The 15,683-nt window shown below is 72.4% G+C and carries 14 protein-coding genes; 11 read left to right on the forward strand and 3 right to left on the reverse strand.

Features of this window, described 5'->3' with window-relative positions:
• Positions 1 to 189 precede the first annotated feature (189 nt).
• The 8 genes from OG802_RS17095 to OG802_RS17130 all read left to right on the forward strand — a co-directional run bounded on the left by OG802_RS17095 (position 190) and on the right by OG802_RS17130 (position 8,090).
• Entirely contained in the window at positions 190 to 1,611 is a 1,422-nt protein-coding gene (locus OG802_RS17095; RefSeq protein ID WP_329411484.1) for an ATP-binding protein, read from the forward strand.
• A gap of 490 nt (positions 1,612 to 2,101) precedes the next feature.
• Entirely contained in the window at positions 2,102 to 4,531 is a 2,430-nt protein-coding gene (locus OG802_RS17100; RefSeq protein ID WP_329411486.1) for a helicase-associated domain-containing protein, read from the forward strand.
• 54 nt (positions 4,532 to 4,585) lie between these two features.
• Positions 4,586 to 4,801: a type II toxin-antitoxin system VapB family antitoxin gene (locus OG802_RS17105; protein ID WP_329411488.1), complete on the forward strand. Its 216-nt coding sequence runs from the start codon at positions 4,586 to 4,588 to the stop codon at positions 4,799 to 4,801.
• On the forward strand, positions 4,798 to 5,139 hold the full coding sequence (locus OG802_RS17110; protein ID WP_329411489.1) for a hypothetical protein: 342 nt from the start codon (positions 4,798 to 4,800) through the stop codon (positions 5,137 to 5,139). Before OG802_RS17105 ends, OG802_RS17110 begins: the two co-directional genes overlap by 4 nt.
• A 142-nt stretch (positions 5,140 to 5,281) precedes the next feature.
• Complete coding sequence (locus OG802_RS17115) at positions 5,282 to 5,644, forward strand: hypothetical protein (protein WP_329411491.1); 363 nt, start codon at positions 5,282 to 5,284, stop codon at positions 5,642 to 5,644.
• Entirely contained in the window at positions 5,641 to 6,939 is a 1,299-nt protein-coding gene (locus OG802_RS17120; protein WP_329411493.1) for a WXG100-like domain-containing protein, read from the forward strand. Before OG802_RS17115 ends, OG802_RS17120 begins: the two co-directional genes overlap by 4 nt.
• Positions 6,940 to 6,948: 9 nt before the next feature.
• Positions 6,949 to 7,959, forward strand: coding sequence for a hypothetical protein (locus OG802_RS17125; protein ID WP_329411495.1), 1,011 nt, complete (start codon positions 6,949 to 6,951; stop codon positions 7,957 to 7,959).
• Positions 7,956 to 8,090, forward strand: a complete 135-nt coding sequence (locus OG802_RS17130; RefSeq protein ID WP_329411497.1) for a hypothetical protein — start codon at positions 7,956 to 7,958, stop codon at positions 8,088 to 8,090. Before OG802_RS17125 ends, OG802_RS17130 begins: the two co-directional genes overlap by 4 nt.
• A 103-nt stretch (positions 8,091 to 8,193) precedes the next feature.
• On the opposite strand, the gene OG802_RS17135 is transcribed toward OG802_RS17130, so the two are convergent.
• Positions 8,194 to 8,598, reverse strand: coding sequence for a VOC family protein (locus OG802_RS17135; RefSeq protein ID WP_329411498.1), 405 nt, complete (start codon positions 8,596 to 8,598; stop codon positions 8,194 to 8,196).
• 110 nt (positions 8,599 to 8,708) lie between these two features.
• Here OG802_RS17135 and OG802_RS17140 point away from each other — a divergent pair, with 110 nt between their 5' ends.
• Positions 8,709 to 10,004: a helix-turn-helix transcriptional regulator gene (locus OG802_RS17140; protein WP_329411500.1), complete on the forward strand. Its 1,296-nt coding sequence runs from the start codon at positions 8,709 to 8,711 to the stop codon at positions 10,002 to 10,004.
• 47 nt (positions 10,005 to 10,051) lie between these two features.
• On the opposite strand, the gene OG802_RS17145 is transcribed toward OG802_RS17140, so the two are convergent.
• A complete protein-coding gene (locus OG802_RS17145; RefSeq protein ID WP_329411502.1) occupies positions 10,052 to 11,353 on the reverse strand; it encodes a wax ester/triacylglycerol synthase domain-containing protein in 1,302 nt (433 codons plus the stop codon).
• Positions 11,354 to 11,650: 297 nt separating this feature from the next.
• Between OG802_RS17145 and OG802_RS17150 the strand changes: the two genes are divergently transcribed.
• A complete protein-coding gene (locus OG802_RS17150; protein WP_329411504.1) occupies positions 11,651 to 12,814 on the forward strand; it encodes a macrolide family glycosyltransferase in 1,164 nt (387 codons plus the stop codon).
• Between the two features lie 29 nt (positions 12,815 to 12,843).
• On the forward strand, positions 12,844 to 13,365 hold the full coding sequence (locus tag OG802_RS17155) for an acyl-CoA thioesterase (protein ID WP_329411506.1): 522 nt from the start codon (positions 12,844 to 12,846) through the stop codon (positions 13,363 to 13,365).
• A gap of 104 nt (positions 13,366 to 13,469) precedes the next feature.
• Here OG802_RS17155 and OG802_RS17160 read toward each other — a convergent pair whose 3' ends face one another.
• Positions 13,470 to 15,497 carry a copper resistance CopC/CopD family protein gene (locus OG802_RS17160; protein WP_329417136.1) on the reverse strand — a complete coding sequence of 676 codons (2,028 nt, stop codon included), beginning with the start codon at positions 15,495 to 15,497 and terminating at the stop codon, positions 13,470 to 13,472.
• Positions 15,498 to 15,683: the final 186 nt, after the last annotated feature.

Here is a 15,683-nt window from a genome sequence, read left to right on the forward strand (position 1 = left end):
CGGACCATACGCACCTTCAGCGGCCTGGAAACTCGGCCCGCCCCACCTCGATGCCTGGTGTCACCTGCGGGACGGCGAGCGCGATTTCACCGTCTCCCGGATCCGCAGCGTCCTGCCCGAGCGAAAGAGAATAACAGTATCGACAGAGATAGTATCTCCATCGATACTGTTCCTGTCGGGAGGTTCGTCATGCATCGTTTCATCGGGCGGGGCCGCGAGCTGAACGCGCTCGGCAACGCCTTGCAGGCGGTTGACAATGCTGTCGGGTCGGCGAAACCCGGTCAGTGCATTCTCATGCGCGGGAGGCGGCGGGTCGGCAAGTCCAGCCTCGTCGAGGAGTTCCTCCGGCGCACCGAGGCGCCGTACCTCTTCTTCACCGCGGCGGGCGGCACGGCGGAGGACGAGCTGACGGAGTTGCTCGACGCCGTGGCCAGGTCCACTCTGCCGGAGCGGGAACTGTTCTCGGAGGAGACCCCTGAGCAGTGGAACGCCGCCTTCAGGCTCCTTGCGGAGATCCTGCCCGACGACAGACCGAGCGTGGTCGTCATCGATGAGGTTCCGTATCTCATGGACCGCATCGACGCCTTCGAAGGCATGCTCCAACGGGCGTGGGACCGCCTGCTCTGCCGCAAACCCGTACTGCTCCTCCTGGTCGGATCCGACCTGTCGATGATGAAAGCGCTGAACAGTTACGACCGCCCCTTCCATCAGCGCGGCCGGGAGATGGTCGTGGGGCCACTGAACCCGGCCGACATCGGCGAAATGCTCAATCTGTCTCCGGCGGTCGCCTTCGACGCCGCCCTGATCACCGGCGGTCTTCCCCTGATCTGCGCCGAGTGGCGGGCCGGAGCGGATGTCTGGGAGTTTCTCCGCGACTCGCTGGACAACCCGATCTCGGCGCTGCTGGTCTCCGCCGAGCGCTCACTGGTGGCGGAGTTTCCACCACAGGCGATGAGCAGGGAGGTCCTGCGGGCCATCGGATCCGGGGAGCGAACCTTCACCAACATCGCGCGCGCGGCCGGCGGCATCGCCCACACCACTCTCACCCGGGCCACTGAGGTCCTGACCGGGAAACGGGTCGTGGCCGCAGAGCTGCCACTCTCACTGCGGCCGTCGAAGGAGCGCCGCTACCGCGTGGCCGACCCCTACCTGCGGTTCTGGCTCGCGTTTCTGGATCCGCACATGGCGGAGATCGAGCGGATGCGGGGAGATCTCACACTGAGCCGGATCAAGGAGCAGTGGACGAGCTGGCGTGGCCGCGCGATCGAGCCCCTGGTCCGGGAATCCCTCGCCCGTCTCCTGCCGGACGGGCTCCTGCCCGCTGCCCCGGCGATCGGCGGGTACTGGACCCGTAGCAACGACGTCGAAATCGACTTGGTGGGCGCCGACCGACAGCCGGTGGCCAAGCAGTTGCTCTTTCTCGGCTCTGTGAAGTGGCTGGAGAACGCCGCGTTCGACAGCCACGACCTGGCCGCGCTGCAGAAGCACCGGGCGGCGATCACCGACGAGCCGGTACCGCTTGTGGCGGTCTCGCGCAGCGGGGTCGGTTGTTCCGGCCTCCAGGCGGTGTACGGCCCCGAGGAACTGCTCAGCGCTTGGCGCAGAGTGTGAGCAGGAACTGAACCCCCTGGTTGCAGTTCTGGTTGCATTCACTGCCGTTCAGCACCGTTCACCGCCTGCCCTCAGCCGCATTCCGTCGCAGGTCAGGACACCGATGACCAACCCCGAAACCCCGGACGAACATGTGGAAAGCGTGTTGGGGGCAACCCCTCACGAGTTCGAATCTCGTATCCTCCGCCAGTGCCTCACCGGGCACGATGTCGAAGGGCCCCACCGTTCGCGGTGGGGCCCTTCGTCGTGTTCGGCCCTCGCAGTTTTGGTTGCGTTCACTTCAACCCAGGGGGACATTTCGGCGAACGGGTGGTCGGACTCTTCCACTGTTGCCGGCTCGGGTCGTGGGACCGGGCCCGCGGCGGGGAGGTGTCCCGGACTCTGTCTTCGTACGGCATCCGCGGATCATGGAGCTGCGCCATCCTTGACCTTGGCGCCGAAGCGGCTACGGCCCGCCTGTCACGTTCCCTGTCTGTCGAGGTGCACCCTCATGAAGTCCCGATCGACGCTTGCGGCCTGGCTGAGCGAACTCGACGGTCCCCGCCTGGCACGCGTACTCGCCATGCGGAAGGACGCAGCCTCCTCCCCGGAACCACGCTCGGTGGGGGAACTGGCGGACCGTCTCCAACGTCCGGGGTCCGTGGCACTCGTCCTGCCGCAACTCACGCTGCCGTGCTTGCAGGCCGCCGAGGCGCTGGCAGCCCTGGGAGCACGAGCGACCCGGGACAGCCTCGCGGAGCTGCTCGGCTCGACATCCCCTGCGGCGGCACACGCGCTGGACGCGACCCTGGAGGCGCTGTCGGATCGGGCGCTCGTGTGGCACGACGGCAACGAGGCACTCCGCACCCCTACGTCCTTGCGGCAGGCGTGGAGCACGCCTCTGGGACTTGACGCCCCGCTGCAAGAGCTGCTGGCCGGCACCACCTCGGAGGAACTGCGCGGCATGCTGGCGGCCCTGGGCATCAAGCCACCCGGCACCAAGCGGCAGCGGCTCGCGGCTCTGGTGGAGCATCACCGTGACGCGGAACGGGTCGCCGCGTCGGTGGCGGGGGCACCGGCAGCCACACGGAAGTTGCTTGAGCGGAGCGCCAGGTCCACGCCGGGTCAGTCACTGTCCGTCGTGTTCGGGGCGCCTGGCCGCGACTTCCGGCCAGGCGCGCGATGGGCACTCGACCGCGGGCTTCTGCTCCAGGACCGTCACCGGTACGGGCCCGTCCGGATGCCGGTCGAGGTGGCCCTGGCTCTGAGGGGCCCCGATTGGCACGCTCCGTTCGAACCTCTGCCGCCCGTCCCGCAGTCGGTGCCCATCACCTGCTCGGAGGTGGAGCGGGAGGCCGCGGCGGCCGCCACCGCGTTCGCGGCCCATGCCGCCTCCGTCCTTTCGGCATGCGCGGCCGCTCCACCGACCCGGCTGAAGTCGGGCGGGATCGGCGCGCGTGAACTGGCCAGGCTCGGCAAGGCCGCCCAAGCGGACGACGCCGTCGTACGCATCGCCCTGGAGACCGCGTACGCCGCCGGACTGCTGGCCCGCGACGGCGATCGCGTAGCTCCCACCCGGGCGTACGACGCCTGGGCCGAGCAGGAGCCCGCAGAGCAACTCACCGTACTTCTCCGGGCTTGGCGGGACCTGCCGCTCACCCCCACCCGGGCGCGCGACGAAGACGACAAGGCGCTTCCCGCGCTCGCCGGTGCGCCTGCCTGCGGCGGCTGTCTGCAGGCCCGCCACGGGCTGCTCTCCGCGGCAGCGGGGCTCCCGGCAGGACAGGGGGTGAAGGTCGTTTCGGAGCTGGGGCCGCTCGTGGCCTGGCACCGTCCGCTCGCCGACGACGCCTCGCCCCAGGACACGGCACCGTTCAGCACCGTGATCCGCGAAGGCGAACTGCTCGGCGTGCTGGCACGGGGTGCGCTGTCCCCGCTCGGCGCCCACCTGGCGGCCCACGCCGACGAAGAGCTCGACATCACGGCCCGGCGGCTGTTGCCCCCCGCGACCACGACGGCCCGGATCGGAGCCGACCTCACCGCCGTCGTCACCGGCACCCCGTCCGCGCGACTCGCCGCGCTGCTGGATTCGACGGCCGACCGGGAGACCAGCGGCACGGCCTCAGTATGGCGCTTCAGCGCCGGCAGTATCCGCCGGGCCCTGGACGCCGGCCGCACCCCGGACGACATCACAGCCGACCTGGCGGCCGGCTCCGCCACGGCCCTGCCACAGCCGCTGACCTTTCTCATCGCCGACACCGCACGAGGTCACGGACGGGTGCGCATCGCCCCCGCGGCCTGTGTCATCCACGGCGACGAACCCGCGCTCCTGGCCGAGCTCGCCGCCCACCGCGCACTGTCCAAGCTCGCCCTGCGGCAGCTCGCCCCGACGGTCCTGGTCAGCGGCAGCCCACCCGCGACGACTCTCGCCGCGCTCCGTGCCGCGGGCTACGCCCCGGTCGCCGAGACCGCCGGGGGAACGGTACGCATCGAGAAGCGCCTGCCGCAGCGGGCCCCCGCTGCCGTCCCGCCCCCTCGAAGGAACGTCGGGCGGCGCGGCCCCGGGACCACCGCGATCCGCGCCTCGGGCATGCCCGCCGAGGCCGGGATGGACGTCCTGGCCGACCGGCTGCTCAAGGCCCCGCCGACCGCACCGGAACCCGACCCGTTCGGCAGCGGGGTGCCTTTCGCGACGGACACCGAGGAGATCGTCGCCGGATACGCGAAGCACCTGTCGTACAGCGACGTCCGCCAGGTAGCCCATGCCATCGACACCGGTGCGGCCATCACCGTCGAGTACATCGCCACCTCGGGAAGCCGGACCGTGCGCACCCTCAGCGACCTGGAACTCGACCCGCCCTACCTCGACGCCTGGTGCCACCTGCGCGAAGCGCAACGTGTCTTCACTCTCTCCCGCATCCACGGCGTGATGCCCGCGTAGGACTCGGCGGCCACGGCCGGGCGCCCGCCCACATTCGATATCAGGGAGGCACTCATGAGTCGGACGGTTATCGACCTGGACGACGACCTGGTCGCGGACGTGGCGAAAGCCCTCGGGACGAGCACCGAGAAGGAGACTGTCGACACGGCCCTTCGCGAGGCGCTGGAGAGTCGGCGTCGCGCCCTGGTTCTCGCCCGGCTGTGGGCCGTGGCGGGCGACGGCGCATTCGATCTGGAGCTGTTCGAGAACAAGGGGCACTGCCGTCGGTGAACTCGGCCCAGTCCCTGATCGACACCAGCGCGCTCGCGCGGTTCACGGGCGGGGAAGCGGAGCAGCACGGCTGGGACCAGGCCGCCGCGGCCGGACTCATCGCGACCTGCCCGATCACCGGGCTCGAGTTCTTCTCCAGCGCACGGTCAACCGCCGACCGGACACGTGGCATCGAGGACATGCGGCTGATCTTCGGCTGGGTTGGACGTGTGACGTGTGACGTGCAGACCGGACTCCCCGCCCAGCTGCTCCGCCGCCGGGAGCGGATCGAATCGTCCGCCTCACTGTGCGCCTTTCACGCCTCACGGCAGGTCAGGACGTCTCCGGGCATCCCCTGACCCCCGGACGGACAAGGCCGCGCCGCCTGTCGCGCTTGGCCGGAACTTTGCCTTTCCTTTGTCGGCATCGCGGCCGTGAGCCCCTTGAGTTGACTGAACGTCTTCTGGCCGATCAGCCGACTCAGGGGGAACAGACGACGCCATGGGCGATCACAGCGACGGCAAGATACTCGACATCAAGATCGCCGATCTCAAGGCGACAGCGCCGCACTTCCACACCCACAGCTCCGACCTGGCCAAGGCGCTGACCAAGCTCAAGACCGGGCTGGCGGCGGCCGGTTCGCCGTGGGGTGACGACGAGCAGGGGCAGAAGTTCCACGGGCACTACGGCCCGCACGTGAAGAGGATGGAGGCCGCCGCCGGGATTCTCGCGCTCGGCCTGGCCAGCATCGAGGCGGCCATGACCGACATGGCCGACGGTCACATCGACAACGAACTGCTCATCCGCTCGATGTTCAGCAGGATCCGGCCCGCCCCGCACGACGGTGACGGGAACGCGCGATGAGCGCGGCCGACAAGGCCAAAGAGATCGTCCAGGACATGACCGGCATGTGGTGGCCGGACGCCGACGAAGGGGGTCTGCGCGACGCGGCCAAAGTCTGGCGGGACTTCGCCGACGACCTGGAAGACGTGACGGCCGCCGCGAACAAGTCGGCGCGCGGCATCATCGAGCACAACAAGGGCGAGGCGATCTCCGCCTTCGACGACCCGTTCTGGCGCCGCTACTACTACGACGGCCACGGCTGGCTCCAGGACATGATCGACGCCGCCCGCGACCTGGCCAAGGCCCTCGACCAGTACGCCGACGCCGTCCACAAGGCCGTCAAACATCTGGAACACGAGCTGGAGATCGTCGGCGCCACCATCGTCGCCGGCACGGCCCTCGCGGTCTTCACCCTCGGCATCTCCGAAGGCGCCGCGGCAGCCGCCACCGCCTCGATCCTGGAGCTGTCCGCCACGATCGGCGTGACCGTGTCCACCGAGATCGCCACCATCGCCGGCACCACCCTCGCCACGGCCGCCATCGGCGGACTCGAGTCGATCACCGTCGACCTCGCCGTCACCCAGCCCGTCGCCATCGCCACCGGCGAGAGCAAGGGCCTCAGCCTCGACGAGGTGAGCGACTCCGCCCGCTACGGCATGGAGTTCGGCGGCGCCTTCGGAGCGGGTGGGAGCACGGTCCGGATCGTCGCCGAGAACGGCGGAGTGGAAAGCCTGTTCAACGGCTTCCGGCTGAACAGCGCGGCCCTCGACGAGATGGGCAAGTCCCGTACCTGGAAGCTGATCCAATCCCCGGACTCGAAGATCCCCGCCGCACCGGCGCGGGCCGGCGACTACGAGCTGGTCTCGGGCGACCCGGTCTATTACGGAAAGAACACCACGACGGTCGGCTACGACAACGCCACCCTGAACAACCTCGAACGCGTCCGCCGCATACCCGGAGTGCACGACGTGATCGTGCACGGTACCGACAGGGGCGTCTTCGCTGCCGGCCGTCTGAACGCAGCCGGGAAGAACCTGACCGACTTCGAGGTCAACCCGCACCACATCGTGGACGCGATCCGCAGTAACCCCGAATACAGGTCTGGCCAGCCGGTACGCCTGGTCTCCTGCCACTCCGGTGCCGACGCCCGGCCGCCGGAGATCCCACTCGCCCAGACCGTGGCCGACGAGCTCGGCGTCCCCGTGACAGCGCCCACGGACAAGGTCGGCACCTCGCCCGACCTCGGGCTCAACCAGACCCCCACCATCGGCAACAATGGCTACTGGCGTACCTACCTGCCCACGATTCAGCACTAGGTGGCCGGCATGACTGGAGACACCATGATCGAGCAGGCGGGGTTCTACCGAGAACTCGGCGGAGCCGACGGCGGAGCGGCCGCCCCCTCCCTTCGGGACGCCGCGCGCAGCACCGGCGAGCGGGACGAAGAACGACTGCTCGCCTACCTCGAAGCAAGCCACGAGATCTACACGGTCATGGGCGCCGAGCGCGACGTCATCGCCGACGACGTCTGGATCACCGGCGCCGGCTCCCTGATCACGGACGGCACCTACGTGTGGCCCACCGAACTCGCCTACTACGTACGGCGACACCACGTCGCGTTGCTCCCCGAGTTCGCCGCCCACATCCGGGCGAGGAACTACGTCAGCCCCCCGGTCCCCCGCGAACAGGCCCTGGCGATCTTCGAAGAGTGCCTCGGCGAGAATGCCAGAGCCACCGCGGCGGCCGACGCAGCCACGGCCAAGGGCTTCTTCATCTGGTATCGGACCGCCCTCACCCGCGCTTCCGCTCAGAACCTGATCGACCAGCTGGCGACCTCGGGGCTCTTCGTCCGACACCCGCTCACGGACAATCTCTTCGGCTTCCGCGACACGGTCCAGGGCAAGCGAGAGCCGCTGGTGGGCGGGGTCCACACCCTCCTCTCAGCGCTGGCCTCGGACGAGTACCGAAATGTCGAGTTCCAGGGCTGGATGGGGCGCGACGAGTCCCTTGCCGTGACCGTGCAGTGCCTGGACGGCAATATCCAGAAGCTTTTCTTCCAGATCAGCGACATCCCTGCTCCTGACCGCGAGGACGCAGTCGCCGCCCTGGTTCGCACCCTCGACCAGGACGCGGCCGAGTGCCGTGGGTTCGTCATCGACCGGGCAGGCGTCACGGCCTCCCAGGACTGGGACCGCATCCTCGTCGGCGGCGGAGGGCGCTTCACCGTGTGGCCCGACACCGTCGGCATCCTCCGGGACCGCGTCGGCGACCACCCCGAGCTGGCCGACGGCAACCCGACCCCCTACGGCCCGCTCGACGTCTTCCACCGCGCGTGAGCTTCGTGCACCTCGTGCACCTCGCGGACCTCGCGGACCTCGCGGACCTCGCGGACTTCGCGGACCTCGCGGACCTCGCGGACCTTCGGTCGGGGCAAGGCGAGCAGCCGTGCGCCCGCCCGATCCGGTGACGTGCCGTCAGGGCTCCTGACGCCGTTGTGGGGCTGGCCGTGCTGCTGCCCGTCCCCCTGTTCCTCGTCTTCGGCTGAACCGCGTCCCGGCCCTTCACCCTTTTCAGCGGGCGTACTTCTCGCGGGCGGCCGCCGTCACCGGCGTGAAGAAGTTGACGAGGTTGCCGTCGGGGTCGCGGACCAGCAGCGAGCGGTTGCCCCAGGGCATCGTGGTGGGCTCGGCGACGACATCGACGCCGGACCCGGCACGGGACAGGTTCCCGTGCACGCGGTCCACGTCGTCGACCAGGAGCTCGATGATCACGCTGTGGTTGTCCGCGGGGCGTGCGGCCCCCGGGGCGAACATCGCGACCGTGCGGACGCTCCCGATCGCCAGGGTGGCGGTCGCGCCGGCGAGTTCGGCGAAGTCCTCGGTGGCCCAGGCCGCCGACGCCCCCGTGGCCTTCTCGTAGAACGCGACCAGGCGTGCGACGTCGCCGGTGATGATGCGGGTCGAGACGAAGTTCATGGTGTTCTCCCAGGCTCTCGCGGCGCCGTCCGGCCGCTGTGCACCGCAGGCTAGGACGGTTACTGGACAGAATCCGTCCACTATTCGCGGAATCGGGCTACTCTCCGTCCATGTCCCGACCCACCGGCCGCGTCCTCACCCTCCTGGAGCTGCTGCAGTCGGGCGGCGTCCGGACCATGGGCGAGCTGGCCGACCGGCTCGGCGTGGACGGGCGGACCGTGCGTCGCTACGTCGACCAGCTGGTCGACCTCGACGTGCCGGTGGAGGCCGTGCGAGGCCGCTACGGCGGCTACCGCATCGGCGCCGGATACCGTCTGCCTCCGCTCATGCTCAGCGACGACGAGGCGCTCGCCGTCCTGCTCGGGCTGCTCGCGGGCCGCCGGGCGGGCCTGACGGCGACGGGGGACACCGCGAGCGAGACGGCGGCGGCCAAGATCCGCAGGGTCCTGCCCCCGCGGCTGAGCCGCAGGCTCGACGCGGTCCTGGAATCCCTCGCGTTCACGGCCGCGCCCGAGGCGTTCGCCTCCCCGGACGCCGAAATCCTGCTCACGATCGCCGACGCGGTGCGCCACAGTCGGCCGCTCCGGATCGGATACACCGACCGCGCGGGCCGGCGCAGCGAACGCACCCTGCACCCCTACGGGATCGTCGCCCATGCCGGCCGGTGGTACGTCACGGGCGCGGACCCCGGGATCGGCGAGGACCGGACCTTCCGGCTCGACCGCGTCGCCGCCGCGCGGACCCTGCCCGGTTCGTTCGAGGCGCCCGACGGGCCCGGTGCCGCGCAGCGCGTGGTGTCCGGGTTCGCCACCGCCGAGTACCGCCACGAGGTCGCCTTGCGCATCCACGCGACGGCCGACGCGATCCGCGCCCGCCTGCCGGCCACCGTCGCGAGCCTGACCCCCGAGGAGACGCGGCCCCCGGCGGACGTCCATGCGGAGGACGTCCATGCGGAGGACGTCTGTCCGGCGGACGTCACTCCGGCGGACGCCCGTCCAGCGACCGGCGGTCCGAGCGGGACGGCGACCGGGAATCCGGGCGGGCCGGCGACCGGGGGCCCAGGTGATCCCGCGACCGGGACCCCAGGCGAACCGGCGGCCGGGAGCCGGGGCGAACCGACGACCGGGAGCCAGGGCGATCCCACCACCCAGGACCCCGGCGATCCCACCACCCTGGACGCGGGCGATCCCACCACCCTGGACGCGGGCGATCCCGCCACCCCGGACCCCGGCGATCCGGGCGCCGAGCGTTGGTGGCGGGTCGAGTTGCGGGTGGAGCGGCTGGACTGGCTGCCGTCCGTGCTGGCCTCGCTCGACCGGCCGTTCGCCGTCGAGCGGCCCGACGAACTGCGCGGCCTCGTCGTCGCGTTCGCCGACCGTCTCGCGTCCCGCGCCCGCCGGGCCTGACGGCGGGGAGGGCGACCGTCCCGCGGGCGGGGGCGAACCGCCGCCGGTCATCCCCGGCCGGTCTCGGACGGGGCCCGGTCCCGGCCCCGTTCCGCCAGTGCGGCGAGTTCGGTCAGGAAGGCCTCGGCCAGGAGGGCCGCGTCCCGGCCGCCCGAGTTGGTGGCGACGCTCAGCGTGTGGCCCTGGGCGCAGCCGCCCAGGGCGAAGGTGACCGTGCCCGCCGGGGGCACCATCGGGACGATGTTCAGGCCGCGCAGCGGCCGTCCGGCCAGGGTCTGCCCCTGCTCGCGCAGGTGGACGTAGGAGCAGGCGGCCGGGGCGTAGGCGGGGGCGAAGATCCTGCCGCCGGCCAGCGCCATGGTCGCTCCGGGAAGCGCCGCGAGCGTGCCCTCGACGAGCCGCTCCGAAGCGGTCCGGGCGCGGGTGACGGTCGTCAGCAGGCCGGTGCAGGCGGTGAGGCGGTCGGCGGGGCCGGCCAGCGTCACCGGCGCGGGGACGCGCACGTTGGCGAACGCGTTGCCGAGGAACTCCCCGCAGTCGTCCGGCCGTTCGTCGACCGGGACCGAGAGCCACACCGGACGGGGAGCCCGGTCGGGGACGGTATCGGCGTCGTGGTCGGGGAGCCGGGCGCGCAGGACTCCGGAGACCGCCGCCAGGAACACCTCGTTGGTGGTCGCCGTGCGCGCCGGAGCGGCCTGCCGCGCCGCCCGCAGGACGTCGGAGCCGAGCGCGACGAGCGCGTAGGCGGGCTCCCGCGGGCCCTGGTGCGGCAGGGGCACGGGGCGGCCCGCGGTCAGCAGGCCGGGCGGCCCGCCCGCCGACCGGGCGGCCCGCGCCGTCCGCCGCCGGGGGCCGGGCACCGCCAGGGACGCGGCGCCGTCCAGGGGCCCGCCGTCGTCGAGGAGGGCGCGCAGGAGCGTCGTCAGCGAGCGTCCGTCGAGCAGGCTGTGGTGCATCCGGAACAGCAGGGAGAACTCGCCCTGGGCGGAGCCGCGCAGGAGGTGCAGGCCCCACGGTGGACGCCCGGCGGGGAACGGCGAGTGGAACCACTCCCGGACCGCGTCCCGCAGGGTGCCGTCCACTTCGCCGACCTGCCGTCCCAGCGCGTGGCCGTCCGCGCGGGCCCAGCGGTGCCGGCCGGTCCACCAGGCCAGGCCCGCCCGCGCGCCCGGGGCGACCAGGGTCTGGGTGAGCCGGGGCAGCGCCTTCCACCGCTCCTCCACCAGCGCCCGCAGCTCGTCCGGCGCGGGCGGCGCGCCCGTGAAGTCCAGGGCGATCCCGGCGTTGGGCGGGCCGAACGGCCAGCGGGCCATCCCCTCTTCCAGCAAGGGCAGATGCGATCCGGGCATGAGACTGCTCCTGTCGTGGGCCGTCCCTGTCGTGGACCGGTCCTGGCATGGACCGGCCGCTCGCGGACGACGTCCTGTACCCCCAACGGCCGATCGGACCGGCGGTCACGTGCCGCGCCTCCCCCGGGTGTCAACGCGCGGGCCCGCAGGCTCCCTGATGGGGTGACACTGCAGCAGGTTTGCGGCCGGGAGCGGTGCCGGAGCGCCTTTAATCGGGACTCCGCGTCCGCGTTGGGACGCCCCGTCACCCGTTTTCGGTCCCCGCACCGGCTCCGCGCCGGACAGGAGTTGCGTGTCGTGCCTGGTACCCGTGCGAATCCCGCGCACATCGCCGTGTTCAACGTCCCGATGCACGGCCACGTGAATCCGACGCTGGGGGTCGTCGAGGAGCTGGTCCGGCGGGGTCACCGGGTCACCTACGCCGTCACCGAGGACTTCGTGCACCAGGTGAAGGCGGCCGGCGCCGAGCCGGTCCTCTACCCGGACACGGGGGACGGCTCGGAGGCGCCGGAGGAGATGGGCGAGGGGTTCGCCCGGGTCGTCCGGCTGGCGCTGGCCGGCCTGCCCGCCCTGACCAGGGCCTACGACCGGGAGCGGCCCGATCTGGTGCTGTGCGACGTGTACGGTCTGGCCGGGCTGCTGCTGGCGGCCCGCTGGCAGGCTCCCATGGTGGTGGCGTCGCCCACGCACCTCGCCTACGACGGCATCGTCCCCGAGTTCTTCGGCGTGCCGGGCCTTCCCCAGGTGCCGGGCTTCGCGGAACTCGTGGCCGGCTTCGCCGAGCACGGCGTGGACAGCGCGCGGATCCAGGACCTCGTCCAGCCCGAGCACGCCGTCGCGTTCTTCCCGCGCGCCTTCCAGCGCAGGCCGGACACGGTCATGGCGCGGCGCGTCGCCTATGTCGGACCGGCGCTCGGGGACCGCTCCTACCAGGGCTCCTGGCGGCGCCCGCGGCAGGACCGGCCGGTGCTGCTGGTGTCGCTGGGCTCCCAGTTCAACCGGCGGCCCGAGTTCTACCGGTCCTGCGTCGAGGCCTTCGCCGAGCTGCCGTGGCATGTGGTGATGTCCGTCGGTCCCGCCGTGTCGCCGGACGAGCTGGGGGCGCTGCCCGACAGCGTCGAGGTGCATCCGCACGTGCCCCAGCTGGCCGTGCTGGCGCAGGCGGACGCCTTCGTCACCCACGCCGGGATGGGCGGCACGATGGAGGCGCTGCACTACGGCGTCCCGCTGGTCGCGGTGCCGCAGATGGCCGAGCAGCGGGTCAACGCGGCGCAGATCGAACGTCTGCGGCTCGGCGTCCACCTGCCGCGCGAGACCGTCACCGCGGAGGCGCTGCGCGAGGCCGTCCTGCGGGTGTCGTCCGACCGGGACGTCCGCGCCGCCGTGGCGGACATGCGCCGGGAGATCGCGGCGGCGGGCGGGGCGGGCGCCGCCGCGGACCTCATCGAGCGGGCCCTGTAGACCCGCAGCCCTTTTCTAGGAGTGACGTCGTGACCCACGCCCTGGCGGCCGACATCCGCCGCACGAGCGCCGTGCCGGAGTGCCGGCCGCACCTGTATCTGCGCCAGGTCCGCATGAGCGACCTGGACTCGATGAACCACGTGAACAACGTCCGGCTGCTGGAGATGATCCAGGACGCCCACATCGACATGTTCTATCTGCGCCCCGGGCTGCCCGGACAGGAGATCCGCCCCCGGTTCGTCTACGCCCGCCACGAGCTGGACTACTCGGAGCCGCTGACGCTCCAGCCGGAGCCCGTCACCATCACCACCACGATCGGCGACCTGCGCCGCTCGTCGTTCCGCGTCACCAGCCGCGTCACCCGTGACGCCCGGGTGTTCTGCACGTGTGTGAGCACGGCCGTCGCCTACGACCCGGACGCCCGCTGCTCGCGCCGGCTGGAGGAGGCGGAGCGCGCCCTGGCCGCCCGGCACGCGACACCCGGAACGACCGGTACGGCCGGTGCGGTCGGTACGGTCGGTGCGGTCGGTACGGCCGACCCGGCCCGCTGAGCAGCCCCCGCGGCTCCTCCCGCGGCTCCCCGCGGCTCCCTACGGCTCCGGGCGTCCGGCTCCTGCTCGGCTGCGGCTCCGGCGGCGGCGGCGGCGGCGGCGGCTCAGCGTTCGATACGGACCGGCTTCGTCTCGCTCACCTGGTCGATGTCCGACACCCGGATCGTCACCTTCATGTCCCACTCGCCCGGCATGGGCAGGTTCACGGCGTCGGCACCCCAGTAGCCGCCCCTGTCGGTGATCCTGGAGTCGAGGGGGCCGACGTCCCGCGAGGGAAGGCTGAAGGAGACGCGCAGTTCGGGGACGCTGACGAAACCGCCGTCGGGCCCGTAGACCACGGCCTGGAGCTTGTTGGCGCCGACCCGGCCCGGGTCGAGGGTGATCTGCACCTTGCCGCGGACCTCGCCGGCCTGCGGGGAGTCGAGGAAGAAGGGGACGTCGGTCACCGACGCCACGGGCAGCCCGCCCGACTGCTCCGCCGCCGCGGCCTCGGCCGCCGCCCGGCCGGGAAGCGTGCCGGTCAGCACGGTCGTCAGGACGAGGACGACGGCCGAGACGGCGACCTCGGCCAGCACGGAGCGGCGCAGCGAACGCCGCCTGTCCGCACCGGCCGGGGCGAGCGGCCCGGGATCACGGCCGGGGAATCCCGGGGCTCGGGTGGCCGGGTTCGCAGCCGACGTGCCCCCACCGGGTGCGTCCTCACCGGGTGCGTCCCCACCGGCCGGGTCCCCGCCGGCCGGGTCCCCGCCGGCCGGGCCCTCACCGGCCGCCGCTGCGGGCACGGGCGCCCCGGCCGTCACCTTCACGCCCGCCGTCACCTTCGCGGTCGCGGTCACCTTGGCGGTCGCCGTCGGCGGCACGGTCGCGGTCGTCGCCGCGTCGGCCGTCGTCGCCGTACCGGCCGTCGTCGCCGTACCGGAGGCCGTCGTCGCTGTGTCGGCCGTCGTCTTCCCCGTCGTCGTGTTTCGTAGGGCTCCGTGGACCGTGCGGCGCGACCACGCCCCCGCCGCCAGCAGCAGCGCCACCGCGGCGATCTTGGCCAGCAGGACCCGCCCGTACGTGGTGTCCGTCAGGGCGGACGCCGAGCCGAGGCCGCGCCAGGACTGGTAGACGCCGGTCGCCACCAGCACCGTCACCGACAGGGCCGCCAGCCTGGAGAAGCGGTGGACGACGTGCGAGGGGACGGACGCGCGGTGGAGCAGGGTGAGCAGGGCCGTCAGGCCGCCCAGCCAGGCGGCCATCGCGAGGAGGTGCAGCACCGCGGACGTCATCGCCGCCGGGACCTGGATGCCGGCCGAGGCGTGTTCGGCGGCCGCCCAGGTCAGGGTCAGGCCGACCGCCAGTACGGCGCCGGTGAGCAGTGCCGGGCGCGAGGGCCGCCCGCCGTCCCGTTCCCGCACGAGCCCCCGCTGCCGCCACAGGAGGACCGCGACCGCCGCCAGCAAGGCGAGGCGGGCGACCAGGGCCAGGCCCGGACGGGTGCCCAGGGTGCGGCCGAGACCCGAGGGGTCCAGGGCTTGGGCCGGGCCGGCGCCGGTCTCGTAGGGGCCGCGCAGCAGGAGCAGGAACACCGTCGATCCGGCGAGTCCCCACCAGCCGGTCATGAGGAGCCGGCGCAGCGGCCGCAGGTCGGGCGGGCCGCAGACGGCGACGAAGACGGCCGTGCCGATGAGGAGGGCCGCGGCGAGGTAGGCGGCATAGCGGCCGATGTTGAACAGGCCGCTGGTGGCCGGGTCCTCGACGGAGGCGCTGGGCAGGGCGGGCGGGACGGCGGAGGGCTTGCCGACGGAGAAGGTGAAGGCGCCGGCGATGGGGTGGCTGTCGGCCGACACGACCCGCCAGGCCACCGTGAACGTGCCGGTGCCGAGACGGCCGGGCAGCGTCACCCGCGCGGTGTCGGCGCGGCCGTCCGCGTGCTCGGGCCGGCCCGTGCGCAGCCGCTGGTTTTGGGCGTCGAAGACGCGGAAGGAGTCGTCGAGCAGGCCCACGGACTCGGTGAAGGCGAGTGTGAGGGAGCGGGGGGCCGTCTTGACGACGCTTCCGTCGGCGGGGTCGGCGCCGCGCAGGGCCGCGTGCGCGGAGGCCGGTCCGCCGCCGATGAGGAGCAGCATCAGCACGGACCCGAGCAGCACGAGCCCGCGCAGCCCCCGTCGGCCACCGCCGCGGCGCCCGTCGCCGTGGCGGTCGCCGGTCCGGCGGTCGCCGGTCCCGCGGCCGTCGCCGTGGGGACCGCCGCCGTGGGGGCCGCCGTCCCGTCGTCCGTCCTGGTGGCCTTCGCTCACGTCACCGCTCCGCCTTGCTCGACTGCTCGCACCTCA

Source organism: Streptomyces sp. NBC_00704, assembly GCF_036226605.1.
Lineage (GTDB): Bacteria > Actinomycetota > Actinomycetes > Streptomycetales > Streptomycetaceae > Streptomyces.